The organism is Streptomyces phaeoluteigriseus (assembly GCF_001896135.2).
GTDB lineage: Bacteria > Actinomycetota > Actinomycetes > Streptomycetales > Streptomycetaceae > Streptomyces > Streptomyces phaeoluteigriseus.
This window is the reverse complement of the sequence record NZ_MPOH02000005.1, coordinates 213,213-227,346: the sequence shown is the minus strand read 5'-3', so window position 1 is coordinate 227,346 and position 14,134 is coordinate 213,213. Positions and strand designations below refer to the sequence as shown.

General features: G+C 73.5%; 13 protein-coding genes, 1 tRNA gene and 1 pseudogene. 10 read left to right on the top strand and 5 right to left on the bottom strand.

The annotated features are described in order from the left end of the window. Positions 1-9: 9 nt before the first annotated feature. Complete coding sequence (locus tag BM536_RS04235) at positions 10-615, bottom strand: GOLPH3/VPS74 family protein (protein ID WP_073491713.1); 606 nt, start codon at positions 613-615, stop codon at positions 10-12. A gap of 204 nt (positions 616-819) precedes the next feature. On the opposite strand from BM536_RS04235, the gene tdh reads away from it, so the two are divergent. From tdh to BM536_RS04200, 7 genes and pseudogenes are all read left to right on the top strand, one after another. Next, the gene (gene tdh, locus BM536_RS04230; RefSeq protein WP_094102538.1) at positions 820-1,848 is read left to right on the top strand and encodes an L-threonine 3-dehydrogenase; all 1,029 of its coding nucleotides are present in this window, start codon (positions 820-822) and stop codon (positions 1,846-1,848) included. A 35-nt stretch (positions 1,849-1,883) separates the two neighbouring features. Continuing rightward, positions 1,884-3,104 (top strand): glycine C-acetyltransferase, encoded by a 1,221-nt coding sequence (locus tag BM536_RS04225; RefSeq protein WP_073491714.1) that lies wholly within the window; start codon positions 1,884-1,886, stop codon positions 3,102-3,104. An 8-nt stretch (positions 3,105-3,112) separates the two neighbouring features. Continuing rightward, a complete protein-coding gene (locus tag BM536_RS04220) occupies positions 3,113-4,015 on the top strand; it encodes a LysR family transcriptional regulator (RefSeq protein ID WP_094102537.1) in 903 nt (300 codons plus the stop codon). A 43-nt stretch (positions 4,016-4,058) separates the two neighbouring features. Continuing rightward, a pseudogene (locus BM536_RS04215) lies at positions 4,059-4,636 on the top strand (helix-turn-helix domain-containing protein). Then, the gene (locus BM536_RS04210; RefSeq protein WP_073491716.1) at positions 4,633-5,154 is read left to right on the top strand and encodes a GNAT family N-acetyltransferase; all 522 of its coding nucleotides are present in this window, start codon (positions 4,633-4,635) and stop codon (positions 5,152-5,154) included. The pseudogene BM536_RS04215 and the gene BM536_RS04210 overlap by 4 nt, the downstream one beginning before the upstream one ends. Positions 5,155-5,184: 30 nt before the next feature. Continuing rightward, on the top strand, positions 5,185-5,550 hold the full coding sequence (locus tag BM536_RS04205; protein WP_073491717.1) for an MmcQ/YjbR family DNA-binding protein: 366 nt from the start codon (positions 5,185-5,187) through the stop codon (positions 5,548-5,550). 81 nt (positions 5,551-5,631) lie between these two features. Continuing rightward, positions 5,632-5,705, top strand: a tRNA-Pro gene (locus BM536_RS04200). A 195-nt stretch (positions 5,706-5,900) separates the two neighbouring features. Here the strand turns inward: BM536_RS04200 and BM536_RS04195 are convergent. Further along, positions 5,901-6,551, bottom strand: a complete 651-nt coding sequence (locus BM536_RS04195; RefSeq protein ID WP_073491718.1) for an endonuclease — start codon at positions 6,549-6,551, stop codon at positions 5,901-5,903. A gap of 123 nt (positions 6,552-6,674) precedes the next feature. Continuing rightward, on the bottom strand, positions 6,675-7,313 hold the full coding sequence (locus BM536_RS04190) for a DedA family protein (RefSeq protein ID WP_073491740.1): 639 nt from the start codon (positions 7,311-7,313) through the stop codon (positions 6,675-6,677). Positions 7,314-7,556: 243 nt separating this feature from the next. Here BM536_RS04190 and BM536_RS04185 point away from each other — a divergent pair, with 243 nt between their 5' ends. After that, the gene (locus BM536_RS04185; RefSeq protein WP_094102535.1) at positions 7,557-9,374 is read left to right on the top strand and encodes an ABC transporter ATP-binding protein; all 1,818 of its coding nucleotides are present in this window, start codon (positions 7,557-7,559) and stop codon (positions 9,372-9,374) included. A gap of 404 nt (positions 9,375-9,778) precedes the next feature. On the opposite strand, the gene BM536_RS04180 is transcribed toward BM536_RS04185, so the two are convergent. Together BM536_RS04180 and BM536_RS04175 are read right to left on the bottom strand one after the other, a co-directional pair. Next, positions 9,779-10,219, bottom strand: coding sequence for a (2Fe-2S) ferredoxin domain-containing protein (locus BM536_RS04180; protein ID WP_245873255.1), 441 nt, complete (start codon positions 10,217-10,219; stop codon positions 9,779-9,781). Positions 10,220-10,224: 5 nt separating this feature from the next. Next, positions 10,225-10,764, bottom strand: coding sequence for an NUDIX hydrolase family protein (locus BM536_RS04175; RefSeq protein WP_094102534.1), 540 nt, complete (start codon positions 10,762-10,764; stop codon positions 10,225-10,227). Positions 10,765-11,091: 327 nt separating this feature from the next. Here BM536_RS04175 and BM536_RS04170 point away from each other — a divergent pair, with 327 nt between their 5' ends. Further along, positions 11,092-11,961 carry a Cof-type HAD-IIB family hydrolase gene (locus BM536_RS04170; protein ID WP_073491719.1) on the top strand — a complete coding sequence of 290 codons (870 nt, stop codon included), beginning with the start codon at positions 11,092-11,094 and terminating at the stop codon, positions 11,959-11,961. Positions 11,962-12,849: 888 nt separating this feature from the next. Then, the gene (locus BM536_RS04165; protein WP_073491720.1) at positions 12,850-14,112 is read left to right on the top strand and encodes an amidohydrolase; all 1,263 of its coding nucleotides are present in this window, start codon (positions 12,850-12,852) and stop codon (positions 14,110-14,112) included. Positions 14,113-14,134: the final 22 nt, after the last annotated feature.

Sequence of the window (14,134 nt, the reverse complement as noted above, 5' to 3'; positions counted from 1 at the left end):
CGGTGGCCGTCACAGGCCCCGCCAGACGTTGTCGAAGGCGGAGTCCTCGACGGACCGCCGCTGCTGTACGGCCGTCAGTTCCGTCACCGCCTCGCCGACCGCGGCCAGGACCGTCGCCACCGGATCGGTGAGGGGACCCGGAAAGCCGTCGCCCGGCTCCTCGCGCAGACCGGCCGTGGTGGCCAGGCCGGCGAGGACGGGCTCGGCCGACGCCCAGCGTTCGGCGGCGCGGCGCCGGGCCGGTGAGTCCACGGCCTCGCTCCGGTCGGACCGTGCCGCGAGCCAGCGGCCGCGCGGGTGGGTCAGCACCCCGTCGGCCTCCATCCGCGCGGTGTAGGCCGACATCAGCCCACGGCCGCGGCGCCACAGCCACTCCTCGACCGACTCGTACGGCTCCCGCCGTACCAGCGAGGAGGCGGCGTCCGCCAGCAGGCGGTCGTCCGGGGCCGCGGCCCGGCCGGGCGTCACCCGGTCACCGTCCAGGACGACCACGCCCGCCTCCACCAGGTCGATCAGTTCGGCCCCCGCGAGGGCGAGGGAGAGTTCACCCTGCTCGACGGGGCGCGCGGGCGCCACGTCCAGCGAGACGATCATCAGGTCCTGCGCTGTGGTCATGAGCGGCTTCCCGTCGTCGGTTCCCTCTCCAGAGTGGCACGTCGCCGCGGGGCGTGAAGCGGAGCTGTGGCGCCGCTTAAGAAACTCTCGATGGACCGTGGCGCCGCCGTACGGCAGATTGCTACCGGATTCCACCCCTCTTCCCCCGCCGCGGGCCGCTTCGGCATGCCCGGCGCCGGGGTCTCACCGTCAGGAGCCGTAGCGTTGAAGGCGCTGGTCAAGGAGAAGGCAGAGCCGGGACTGTGGCTCGCGGACGTGCCGGAGCCCGCCGTCGGACCCGGGGACGTACTGATCAGGGTGCTGCGCACCGGCATCTGCGGCACCGATCTGCACATCCGGTCCTGGGACGGCTGGGCGCGGCAGACGATCCGCACCCCCCTCGTCCTCGGGCACGAGTTCGTCGGCGAGGTCGTCGGGACCGGCCGGGACGTCGGCGACATCAAGGCCGGTGACCGGGTGAGCGGCGAGGGACACCTGGTCTGCGGCAGGTGCCGCAACTGCCTCGCCGGGCGCCGCCACCTGTGCCGGGCCACCGTCGGGCTGGGCGTCGGCCGCGACGGCGCGTTCGCCGAGTACGTGGCGCTGCCCGCCGCGAACGTCTGGGTGCACCGCGTCCCGGTGGACCTCGACGTGGCGGCGATCTTCGACCCGTTCGGCAACGCCGTCCACACCGCGCTGTCCTTCCCGCTGGTCGGCGAGGACGTGCTGATCACCGGGGCCGGCCCGATCGGCCTGATGGCCGCCGCCGTCGCCCGGCACGCCGGCGCCCGCAACGTCGTCGTCACCGACGTCAGCGAGGAGCGCCTGGAACTCGCCCGCAAGATCGGCGCGAGCCTCGCCCTGAACGTCTCCCGCGCCACCATCGCCGACGGACAGCGAGAACTGGGCCTGCGCGAGGGCTTCGACATCGGCCTGGAGATGTCCGGCCGCCCCGAGGCGATGCGCGACATGATCGCCAACATGACGCACGGCGGCCGGATCGCCATGCTCGGCCTGCCCGCCGAGGAGTTCCCGGTCGACTGGGCCCGCATCGTCACCTCGATGATCACCATCAAGGGCATCTACGGCCGCGAGATGTTCGAGACCTGGTACGCCATGTCGGTCCTGCTGGAGGGCGGCCTCGACCTCGCCCCCGTGATCACCGGCCGCTACGGCTACCGCGACTTCGAGGCGGCGTTCGCCGACGCGGCGAGCGGCACCGGCGGCAAGGTCATCCTCGACTGGACCGCGTGACCCCCTTCCGGCAAGAACACCCCAGGAGCCTCACCATGTTCGACTCCGTGCGCGACGACCTGCGCGCCACCCTCGACGAGATCCGCGACGCCGGCCTGCACAAGCCCGAACGGGTCATCGGCAGCCCGCAGTCCAGGGCCGTCGCCGTCACCGCGGGCGGCCGGACCGGCGAGGTCCTCAACTTCTGCGCCAACAACTACCTCGGCCTCGCCGACCACCCCGAGGTGATCGCCGCCGCCCACGAGGCCCTGGACCGCTGGGGCTACGGCATGGCCTCCGTGCGGTTCATCTGCGGCACGCAGGAGGTCCACAAGGAGCTGGAGGCGCGGCTGTCGGCCTTCCTCGGCCAGGAGGACACGATCCTGTACTCCTCCTGCTTCGACGCCAACGGCGGTGTCTTCGAGACGCTGCTCGGCCCCGAGGACGCGGTGATCTCCGACGCCCTCAACCACGCCTCCATCATCGACGGCATCCGGCTCTCCAAGGCCCGCCGCTTCCGCTACGCCAACCGTGATCTGGCGGACCTGGAAAGGCAGTTGAAGGACGCGTCCGACGCGCGCCGCCGGCTGATCGTCACCGACGGCGTCTTCTCCATGGACGGTTACGTCGCCCCCCTCGCCGAGATCTGCGACCTCGCCGACCGCTACGACGCGATGGTCATGGTCGACGACTCCCACGCTGTCGGCTTCGTCGGGCCCGGCGGCCGCGGCACCCCCGAGCTGCACGGTGTGATGGACCGGGTCGACATCATCACCGGCACCCTCGGCAAGGCGCTCGGCGGGGCGTCCGGCGGTTATGTCGCCGCCCGCGCCGAGATCGTGGCGCTCCTGCGCCAGCGCTCCCGCCCCTACCTGTTCTCCAACACCCTCGCGCCGGTCATCGCCGCCGCCTCCCTCAAGGTCCTCGACCTGCTGGAGTCGGCCGACGACCTGCGTCTGCGGCTGGCCGAGAACACCGCCCTGTTCCGCCGCCGGATGACGGACGAGGGCTTCGACGTCCTGCCCGGCGACCACGCCATCGCGCCCGTGATGATCGGTGACGCGGCGCGGGCGAGCCGGATGGCGGAGCTGCTGCTGGAGCGCGGGGTGTACGTGATCGGCTTCTCCTACCCGGTCGTCCCGCACGGCCGGGCCCGCATCCGGGTCCAGCTCTCGGCCGCGCACTCCACGGCCGACGTCGACCGTGCCGTGGACGCCTTCGTGGCGGCGCGGGCGGCACTGGAGGCTGAACCGGCCACCCCGGACACCTTGCGATAATCGACCTCATGATCGAAGCGCGGCGGCTCCACATCCTCCGTGCGGTGGCCGACCACCGCACGGTGACGGCGGCTGCCGCCGCGCTGTACCTCACTCCGTCCGCCGTCTCCCAGCAGCTCACCGCCCTGGAACAGGAGACCGGCCACCGCCTGGTGGAACGCGGCGCCAAGGGCGTACGGCTCACCCCGGCCGGCGAGATCCTGCTCGCCCACACCCACGCGGTCCTCGCCCAGTTGGAGCGGGCGGAGGCGGAACTGGCGGCCTACGACGCGGGCACGGCCGGGACGGTCACCGTCGCGGCCTTCGCGACCGGCATCGCCCTGGTCGTGGCGCCCGCCGTGGCCCGGCTCGCCGGCACCGACCCGGGGATCCGGATCCGCGTCCAGGACGCCGAGGGCGACGCCAGCCTGCCGATGGTCCTCGACCGACAGGTCGACATCGCCGTGGCCGTCGAGTACCGCGGGGCACCCGCCGCCGACGACCCGCGCCTCGCGCACGTCCCGCTCTACGCCGAGCCCTTCGACGCGGTCGTCCCGGTCACCCACCGCCTCGCCGGGTGCGCGGAGGTGCCGCTCGCCGACCTGGCCAAGGACCCGTGGATCGGCCCGTACCCCGGCAACCCCTGTCATGACGTGGTCGTCCTGGCCTGCGAGAACGCCGGCTTCCAGCCTCGCCTGGAGCACTCCTCGGACGATTTCCGCGCCGTCGTGGCGCTGGCCTCGGCCGACGCGGGCGTGGCGCTGGTGCCGCGCTCGGCGCTGCGCGGCATGGACCTGACCGGCGTGGTCGTCCGTCCGGTCGACGGGGTGGCCCCGACCCGCCGCGTCTTCGCGGCCGTACGCCGTGGGGCGGAGGAGCATCCGCTGATCCGCCCGGTGCTGGACGCGCTGGAGCAGGTCACGCCTGCCTGAGCCCCAGGCTGGGCTGTCTCTCATCTGGGATAGCATCCCGAATATGAAACAGCCTGTGGACGGTGAGGTCGACGCCCGGCTGGCCGCGCGCCTGGCCGAGCTGCGCGGCGAGCGCGGCTGGTCGCTGGGGGAGCTGGCCGAGCGCAGCGGCGTGAGCCGCTCCACCCTGTCCCGCGCCGAACGCGCCGAGATCAGCCCGACCGCCGCCCTGCTCAACCGTCTGTGCCAGGTGTACGGCCGGACCATGTCCCGGCTGCTCAGCGAGGTCGAGGCGGAGGCCGGGCCGGTGCCGCTGGTGCGGGCTGGTGAGCAGAGCGTCTGGGAGGACCGCGCCTCCGGCTTCGTCCGGCGGTCCGTGTCGCCGCCGCACCCCTCACTGCGCGGCGAACTCGTCGAGGGCCGGCTCGCCGCGGGCGCCGACCTGGTCTACGACCGGCCGCCCGTGCCGGGCCTGGAACAGCACATCTGGGTCCTGGAGGGCGCCCTCGCGGTGACGGCGCAGGACGTCGAGCACCGCCTGGACACCGGTGACTGCCTGCGGCTGCGGGTGTGGGGGCCGACGAGGTTCCGGTGCGCGGGCGCCGAGGAGCGCGGTACGTGCTGGCGGTGGTGCTGCCATGACGACGACCGGGCTCGACGCCGCCGCCCTCCTCGGCCGCGCCGGGGAGTTGGCCGACCTGCTGGTCGACACGGTGGCCGGCGGCGCCTCCGTCGGCTTCCTCGCCCCCCTCGACCGTACGGAGGCCCTCGCCTGGTGGGAGGGGCGCGCGGCCGGTGTCGCCGCCGGGCACCTGGCGGTCTGGGCGGCCCTCGACGGCGACCGGGTCGCCGGCACCGTCACCCTGGCCTTCCCCGACAAGCCCAACAGCCGTCACCGCGCCGAACTGGTCAAACTCATGGTCCACCGGGACGCCCGGGGGCAGGGCCTCGGCCGTCGGCTGCTGACCACCGCCGAGGAGGCCGCCGCCGCGGCCGGTGTCACCCTGCTGCACCTGGACACCGAGACCGACAGTCCCGCCGAACGCCTCTACCGCACGGCGGGATGGACCAGGGCGGGGATCATCCCCGACTACGCGGCCGACCCGTCCGGTGTCCTGCGGCCGACGGCCCTCTACTACAAACACCTGTCCGCGCCGTGACTGTCAGTGCCTGCCGCTACGGTGCGAAGCATGCCGGACGCCGAAGACGTACGCCGTGTCGCCCTGTCCCTGCCGGACACGACGGAGAAGACCGCCTGGAACATGCCCACGTTCCGGGTCGCGGGAAAGATGTTCGCCACCCTGCCCGAGGACGAGACCTCGCTCGCCGTGCGCTGCCCCAAGGAGGAGCGCGACGAGCTGGCTCTCGCCGAGCCGGGGAAGTTCTGGATCGCCGACCACGAGGCCCAGTTCGCCTGGGTCCGGGTCCGGCTGGCCGCCCTGGAGGACGAGGCCGAGCTGCGGGACATCCTCGCCGACTCCTGGCGCCAGGCCGCTCCGACCTCGCTGCTGGAGGCGTATCCGGGACTGGGGGTGGCGGGGGAGGGGGCGCCGTAAAGGCGTGCGCGATCACCGACCCGAGTGCGGTATTGTTTCCCTGCGGGTCCGGCCGGGCGAAACCCCAGGTCAGACGGGCAGCGGGACGTGGCGCAGCTTGGTAGCGCACTTGACTGGGGGTCAAGGGGTCGCAGGTTCAAATCCTGTCGTCCCGACTTTTCGAAGTCGGATCAGAGGCCGTCTTCTCAGCGATGAGGAGACGGCCTCTGTCGTGTCCGAGCGGTGGCCCCGTGTCCGAGCGGTGGCCTCTTGTCCGCGGTATGGGAGCGGCGCCAAGCCGTCCGGCGGTCGGGGGCCGGGGTCGGCGGTCAGCAGTCGGCGGTCGCCGGTCGGCAGGGTCGTCGTCCGTGTCAGCCGGCCCTGGCGAGCACCTCGTCGACCAGCTTCCTGTCCAGTGCGGCCCGCACCAACGCGGCGGCCAGTGCGGCCGGTTCGGTGGGCCGGGCCGACGCGACCAGTTGGTCCGGCTCGTCCGGGAGACCGAGCCGACGCGCGCCCTCCAGGGCCTTCGCGTCGATGTACGGTGCCGCCTCCGGCCAGACGCTCTGGACCTCCCGCAGGAAGATGTCCGCTCCGGTGGGCCCGATCCCCGTCACCTCCTGGACCAGGCGGCGCAGCCGGGAGACGTCCCCGCCGGCCTCCTCCCGCAGGCGTCGCAGGTCGCCTCCCCACCGCTCGGTCAACAGTTCCGCCGCCGCGCCGAGTTGGGTCGCCGTGCGTTCGTCGTAGCGCCGGTAACCGCCGCGGCCCAGGGCGTCGACGCGCTGCCGCCAGGTCGCTTCGGCCATGGTCCGGGGGTCGCGCATGCCCGCGTCGTACAGGGCACGGACCGTCGCGACGGCGGTGGAGGCGCGGATGCGTGCGCTGAGCAGATGGGCCAGGACGAGGGTGCGGTACAGCGGCTGCGGGGTGTTCCTCAGCCGGATGCCCGCCTCCTGCGCGTAGGTGCGGCCGTACGAGGAGAGGAGTTCCTCGATGACGTGCTGCTGCTTGTCGCTCATCGTGCGAGCCGCTCCTCGGCCTGGGAGTGAGAGCCCCGCGCGAGGCCCGTCGGAGCCCCGGGGCCGACGGGTGCCCGTCACGGACGGGCGGAAACCGGACGGACTCGGAATCCGGCCCTTCGCTCAGCGTGAGGGCCGCCGCCGCTCGTGCCGTGCGCGGCGCGCCGGTGCCAGCAGGGGGAACAGGGAGAGCGCGACGACCACGGCGATGAGCGGCAGCAGGTAGTCCTCGATGTGGGGGACGGACGAGCCGAGGGTGTACCCGGCCAGCACGAGACTCTGCGACCAGAGCAGACCGCCGACGACCTGCCAGACGGTGAAGGTGCGCATGGGCACGCCGAGCGCCCCGGCCGCCGGGTGCAGCACGGTCCGCAGCATCGGCACGAAGCGGCCGATCACGAGGGCCTTGCCGTGGCCGTAGCGGGCCAGGAACCTCTCCGCCTGTGCCGTGCCCTCCTTCAGGCGCCGGTTCGAGGTGTGGGCCAGCAGCGCCCGCCCGCCGCGCCGTCCGAGCAGGAACCCGACCTGCGCGCCCGCCACGGCGCCGACGGCCGCGCACACCAGCACCTGCCACAGCTCCAGCCGCGCAGCCTGCTGGCCGCTGCCCGCGCACAGCACGCCGGCCGGGAGGAGCAGCGCGTCACCGGGCAGGAAGAAGCCGACCACCAGCAGCCCCGACTCCGCGAAGATCACCACCAGCACGCCCAGCGCGCCGAAGGCGGCCAGCAGCGAGGCGCTGTCCATCGGATTGACGGCGATCACGGTCATCGCCTCCCGGCCGTCCTCGTCGAGCTGTCGTGCGTCGAGCCGTCGTCATCGGTCCCGTCGGCCGAGTTCCCTGTCCTCGCGCATCCAGCGGACATGGCGGAGCAGGCGGAGGTCTTCGGGGGGCGCACGGGAGTACCCGTGCCGTCCGGAGCGTAAATCCTTGGACTCCGTCGGAGCCGTCGCGGGACACTGCGAAGGCCGGTACGACCGGCTGCCGGACGACCGCACGGGGTGGGGATGGGATCGTCTGAATCGCGCAGAGTCACGCCCGGCAAGGGCTCCGTACTGCTCGCACTTCGCTATTACGGGCGGGAGTTGGCCCGCCTTCGGTGGCTGACCCTTCCCGCCATGCTGTTGCCGGCGCTCGGCAACATCGGCATCAACTACCTCGCTCCGCTGGTCGTCGCCAAGCTCGTCGGCCGGCTGGCGGACGACCCGGACGTCGAGGTCGGAGCGGCGTTGCCGTACGTGCTCGGCTTCGCCGGGGTGCTGCTGGTCGCTGAGGCGCTGTGGCGGGTCGGGCTGCACTGTCTGAACCGTCTGGACGCGCTCGGCATCGAGCACCTGTACGTGATCGGCATGGACGAGCTCTTCGCCAAGGACGCCGCGTTCTTCCACGACAACTTCGCCGGGTCGCTGACCAAGCGGGTGCTGAGTTTCGCCTCCCGCTACGAGGAGTTCGTCGACACGCTGACGTTCCAGATCGTGGGCAGTCTCGTGCCGCTGCTGTTCGGCTCGGTGGTGCTGTGGCGTTACGAACCGCTGCTCGTCGTCGGGCTGCTGACCATGATCACCTTGACCGCGCTGTGCGTGGTGCCGCTGATCCGGCGCCGGCAGGCGCTCGTCGCCCAGCGCGAGGAGGCGATCGCGCGGGTCTCCGGCCATGTCGCCGACAGCCTGATGAACATGGACACCGTCCGCGCCTTCGCGGCGGAGGAACGGGAGGCCGCCGAGCACCGCTCCCGGGTCGCGGTGTCCCGGCGGCTCACGCTGAGGTCGTGGGACTACGGCAATCTGCGCATCGACACCCTGGTCGCGCCGCTGTCGGTGCTGACCAACGCCCTGGGCCTGCTGCTGGCGGTCGCGCTCGGCGGGGGCGGGCAGAGCGTGGAGGCGGTCGTGGTGGCCTTCATGTACTACGCCAACGCGACCCGGATCATGTTCGAGTTCAACCAGATCTACCGCCGCCTGGAGAGTTCGATGACGGAGGCCGCGCAGTTCACCGAACTGCTGCTGGCGCCGCCGACCGTGCTCGACCCCGAGGCGCCCGAGCCGCTGCGGCCCACCGCCGCCGACGTCCGCTTCGAGCGGGTGACCTTCTCCCACGGTGGCCCGGAGCCCCTCTTCGACGGGCTCGAACTCACCGTGCCCAGCGGGACGAAGCTCGGGCTCGTCGGCCGCTCCGGCGGCGGCAAGACCACCCTGACCCGGCTGCTGCTGCGGATGACCGACATCGACGGCGGACGCATCCTCGTCGGCGGCCAGGACATCAGCCGGCTGCGCCAGGCCGACCTGCGCAGCCGGATCGCCTACGTCCCGCAGGACCCGGCGATGTTCCACCGCTCGCTGCGGGACAACATCGTCTTCGCCCGGCCGGACGCCACCGAGGCCGAGATCCGCCGTGCGGCCGACGCGGCCCATGTCACCGAGTTCGCCGACGCGCTCCCGGACGGCTTCGGCACCATGGTCGGCGAGCGCGGCATCAAACTGTCCGGCGGCCAGCGGCAGCGGGTCGCGCTCGCCCGCGCGATCCTGCGGGACGCGCCGATCCTGCTGCTCGACGAGGCGACCAGCGCGCTGGACTCCGAGAGCGAGATCCTCGTCCAGGAGGCGCTGTGGCGGCTCATGGAGGGGCGGACGGCCCTGGTGGTCGCGCACCGCCTGAGCACCGTCGCCGGCATGGACAGCCTGGTCGTCCTGGACCGCGGACGGATCGTCGAGCAGGGCACCCACCAGGAACTGCTGGCGTCGCAGGGCACCTACGCCAAGCTGTGGCAGCACCAGTCGGGCGGCTTTCTCGACGACGACCCGGCGCGGGCGGCCGACCTGCTCTGAGCGCGGGACCGCTCGGGCGGCGGGCCCCCGGTCCGTGCCGGCCGCCGACGAGGAGACCGGACGCCGCCCGTGCGACGTGCCGCAACGGCTGACGGGAGTCCACTGCGGGCTCCCGGTCGTCGAAGGTCTTCCGTTCGGGCCGCCTGCCGGGTCAGGGAGCGGGGCTTGGTGACGGGGAACCTCCCGCGCTGTTCGGACGGTGGGGGAGCCCCGCGGGGCGGAGGCGGGAGCCGGGGCGGAGCCCTGGGGCCACCGACGACAACGCGGCGACCTGCGATGCAGGAGCCCGCGAGCCCGGCGGGATCCGGGACGAGGGGCTCCGGTCACCGTCGGGTGCGGGCCGGCGGGATCCGGGACGAGGGGCTCCGGGTCACCGTCGGGTGCGGGCCGGGCGGGATCCGGGATTAGGGGCTCCGGTCACCGTCGGGTGCGGGCCGGACGGGCGGGCTGATGAACTGGAGTGTCAGGGCGGCCGGGGGCGTCGCGACGCCCGGACCGCCCGCCGCCGCCCAGGTGAGGATCTCCTCGGTGCAGTCGTCGTCCATGGCGAACCCGATCCAGGTGGCGCGGCCGCCCGCCCGACGGCCCGCGCCGGACGGCTGGACCACGATCACGTTCGCCTGGTCGCACGGGCCCAGACAGTCCGTCGTGCGGACCTCGAAGCGGCCCGCCGACGCCGCGGCCGCGGCGCGCAGGCGCTCCAGTTGCCAGGCGTGGTCGTAGCCGGGGTGCTTGCGGGCGTCGCCGCAGCAGCAGCCCCGGCACACCACGAGGGTGCAGGGCCTGCGGGCGGCGGCGCCGATCGACACCACGCGCTGGGCCGGCAGGCCGGCACGGACTCCCACGCCGGTCAGGACGCCGACTGGCCGACGTGGGCCAGCGCCTGCCGCACCAGGAAGCCGTGCCCGCCCGGCATCTCGGTCTGCACCGCGGGCGAGACGACCTCCTGCGGGTCGAACCACACCAGGTCCAGGGCGTCCTGCCGGGGCCGGCAGTCACCGGTCACCGGCACGATGTACGCCAGCGACACGGCGTGCTGACGGGGGTCGTGGTACGGCGTGATGCCCTGCGTCGGGAAGTACTCCGCGACGGTGAAGGGCTGGAGGGACGCCGGGACGTGGGGCAGCGCCATCGGGCCGAGGTCCTTCTCCAGGTGCCGCAGCAGGGCGTCGCGGACCCGCTCGTGGTGCAGGACCCGGCCCGAGACCAGGGTCCGGCTGACGTTGCCGTCCGGTCCTATCCGGAGCAGCAGGCCGATCTTGGTGACTTCGCCGCTGTCGTCGACGCGCACGGGCACGGCCTCGACGTACAGGATCGGCAAGCGGGAGCGGGCGGCTTCGAGTTCGTCCTGGCTCAGCCAGCCGGGCGTGGTATCGGTCAAGTCAGACATTGCTTGATCATACTTTCAGTCCGTCGGGAAGCCGGTAGACCCGGCGAGCGTTGCCCGCCCCGGCCCACCGCGCCGGGCGCGGCGCGTCGGCGGTGCAGAGGCAGCACGGTGATCGTGCCCGCGGTGCGGGGCAGCCAGTCCGTCGGAAGGGCCGGAACCGCCGGCGGATCCCCGAGGCACCCGCTCGGCCCGACCCTGCCGGATCCGGCCGTACGCCGGTACGGCCCGGGAGCGCGGAGGGACGAACGCGTCGACCGGCGCCCGCGGTCGGCTCCAGCGGCCCCCGGTAGGGTGACAATCCGGTCACCCCCGTACAGGAAGCAGGACATGCCCTACTCCCACGCCCCTCAGCTGACCGCTCCCGAGCCGTCGGCCGGCAGCGCCGACATCCGTCTCGTCGTCACCGACATGGACGGCACGCTGCTCGACGACGACAAGCGGATACCCGACGGGCTCTGGGAGGTCCTCGCGCTGCTGCGGGAGCGGGGCGTGCTGTTCAGTCCCGCCAGCGGCCGGCAGTACGCGACGCTGGCGCGGGAGTTCGCCGAGGTCGCCGACGGGATGGTCTTCATAGCGGAGAACGGCACCTACGTCGTCCGCGACGGTGAGGAACTCAGCTCCGACCCGCTGGACCCCGCAGCGGTCACCGGCGTCGTCGAGGCCGTACGGCGGCTCGCGGCGGACGGCGCGGATGTCGGGGCCGTCGTCTGCGGGAAGCGGTCCGCCTACGTCGAGCGGGCCGACGAGGCGTTCCTGGCCGAGGTCGGCCGCTACTACCTGCGCCACCAGGTGGTCGAGGACATCGCCGCCGTCGAGGACGACGTCATCAAGGTCGCCCTGTTCGACTTCGGGTCGGTGGAGGAGCGCACCGCGCCGGCCCTCGCGCCCTTCGCGGACACCCACCAGGTCGTCGTCTCCGGCGAACACTGGGTCGACGTCATGAACCGCACCGCCAACAAGGGCGCCGCGCTGCGCCGGCTCCAGCGGGAACTGGGCATCACGCCCGCGCAGACCGTCGTGTTCGGCGACTACCTCAACGACCTGGAGATGCTGGACGCCGCCGACTGGTCCTTCGCCATGGCCAACGCCCACCCCGAGGTGGCCCGGCGGGCCCGCCACCGGGCCCCCTCCAACAACGACAACGGGGTCCTGCGCACCCTGGTCCGCCTCCTGGACCTGCCGGTGACCGGACTCTGACCCGCGTCCTCAGGACGCCGGCCGAGCGTGGCGGAGCAGACGGGCCAGGGCCGCGATCTCCACACGGTTGCGCATGTGCGGCCCGAGCCGGACGCCGGGACAGGAGTGTCCCGGCCATGGAGCGCGACGCGTACGGTCCGCCCGCGATCTCGGCGTCGGTGCGGCCCGGGGCGACCCGGCGCCGGGATGGGGGCCATCTCGGCGGACGGACTTCCAGGTGCCGGGGTCGGCCGTGGTGCGGACGACGGTGACGGGAGGGCGGACGGTGGCACCCTCGGCCGTGGGCGTGGACGACGTGACGGGCGCCGTCGGCCGTGGCGTGGACGACGGTGACGGGAGTGCGGACGGTGGCACCGTCGCCTTCCCGCCGGTGCGGGTGACCGTGGCCCCGGCCACGGCCTTGCGGCCGTCCGGGCAGGTGACCCGGAGGCCCTGTCGCCGACCCTCGGGAGCGGAGGAAACGTGCTCTGCGCGCGGGCGGCGGTGACGACGTCGGCGCCGAGTGGCCTGTGGCCGACGGTCACGGTGCTCTGCCCGTCCCGGGGTGTGGCCGGCTCCGTGCCGGAGAGCAGGTGGGTGCCGAGCGCGCCCGGGGGCGATCACGGCGTCGGAGCCCCGATGGCACCGACCACGGACTTGGCGCACTGCACGCGGACTTCAGGTGGCCGGGGAAGGAGGAGGCGCGGTCCTCCGTCGTGGCCGTCGCGGCCGTCGTGGCCGTCGTGCCGTCGCGGAGGCAGGACGCGCCTCCGACTTCGCCTCGCACGGGTGCGCTCATCTCGGCCGAACGGCAGGGGATCGCGGGCGGAACCCGACCGCCGGGCCGATCGTTTCCGGGCGGGGCGCACAAGCGCCGGGGGCAGGTGTCCGTCGAGAAGGGGGAAGCGAGTGAGCGATCCGGCGGAAGTCGCGCGCCTGACCCGGGAGGTGACCGCGGGGCTGGAGCGGGCGGACCTGGAGGACTTCTACCGGGACCTGCACCGCCACCCCGAACTGTCCTTCCGCGAGCACCGTACGGCCGCCCGTCTTGCCGGGCGGCTGCGGGCGGCCGGGTTCGCGGTGACGGAGGGCGTCGCCCGTACCGGCGTGGTCGGCGTGCTGGCCAACGGCGACGGGCCCGTGGTGTGGCTGCGCGGCGACATGGACGCGCTGCCCGTGCGGGAGGCCACCGGCCTCGACCACGCCTCCACCGTCGACGGCGTCATGCACGCCTGCGGCCACGACCTGCACATCACCTGGCTCGCGGGCGCCGCGGAGGTGCTCGCCGCCGCCCGCGAGACCTGGTCCGGCACGCTCGTCGTGGTGGGGCAGCCCGCGGAGGAGGCGGAGGGCGGGGCGGCGGCGATGGTCGCTGACGGGCTGCACCAGCGGTTCCCGCGCCCCGACGTGCTCCTCGGTCAGCACGTCACGCCAGGGCCGGCCGGCTTCTATCCGCACACGTCGGGGCTGACCCTGTCGGCCTCCGACGACATCGACGTCGTCGTGCACGGCGTGGGCGGGCACGGGGCGCGGCCCGAGTCGACCGTCGACCCGGTGGTGACCGCCGCGTACGTCGTCACCCGGCTCCAGGGCGTCGTCTCGCGCGAGGTCGCGGCGAACGAGTCCGTGGTGCTGACGGTGGGCCGGTTCCACGCGGGGACGAAGCCGAACATCATCCCCGCCGAGGCGCGCCTCTCACTGAACGTGCGCACCCAGGACACCAAGGTGCGCGAGCGGGTCCTCGCCGCGATCCGGCGGATCGTGGAGGGCGAGTGCGCGGCGGCCGGCTGCCCGGCACCGCCCGAGGTCACGGTGGTCCCCGGCCACCCGGTCACCGTGAACGACGCCGTGCTCGACGAGGAGGTGGCCGCCGTCCACCGCGAACTCTTCGGCGCGGACCGGGTGTTCGACTTCGGCCGGGCGATGGGCAGCGAGGACTTCTCGCTGCTCGCACCCGCCGGTGTGCCGTACGACTACTGGTACGTGACCTCGACGCCGGCCGAGGTGTGGGAGGCGGCGCCGGGCGAGGAACTGGCCCAGAAGATCGACGCGGTGCCGGGCAACCACAGCCCGTTGTTCGCGCCGGACCTGTCGGTGGTCGTGCCGGGCGTGCGGACGCTGGTGTCCGCGGCCCTGAGCCGCCTCACGGGGCCGGCCCCGCTCAAGGCCTGAGCGGGGCCGGGCTCACGCCTTG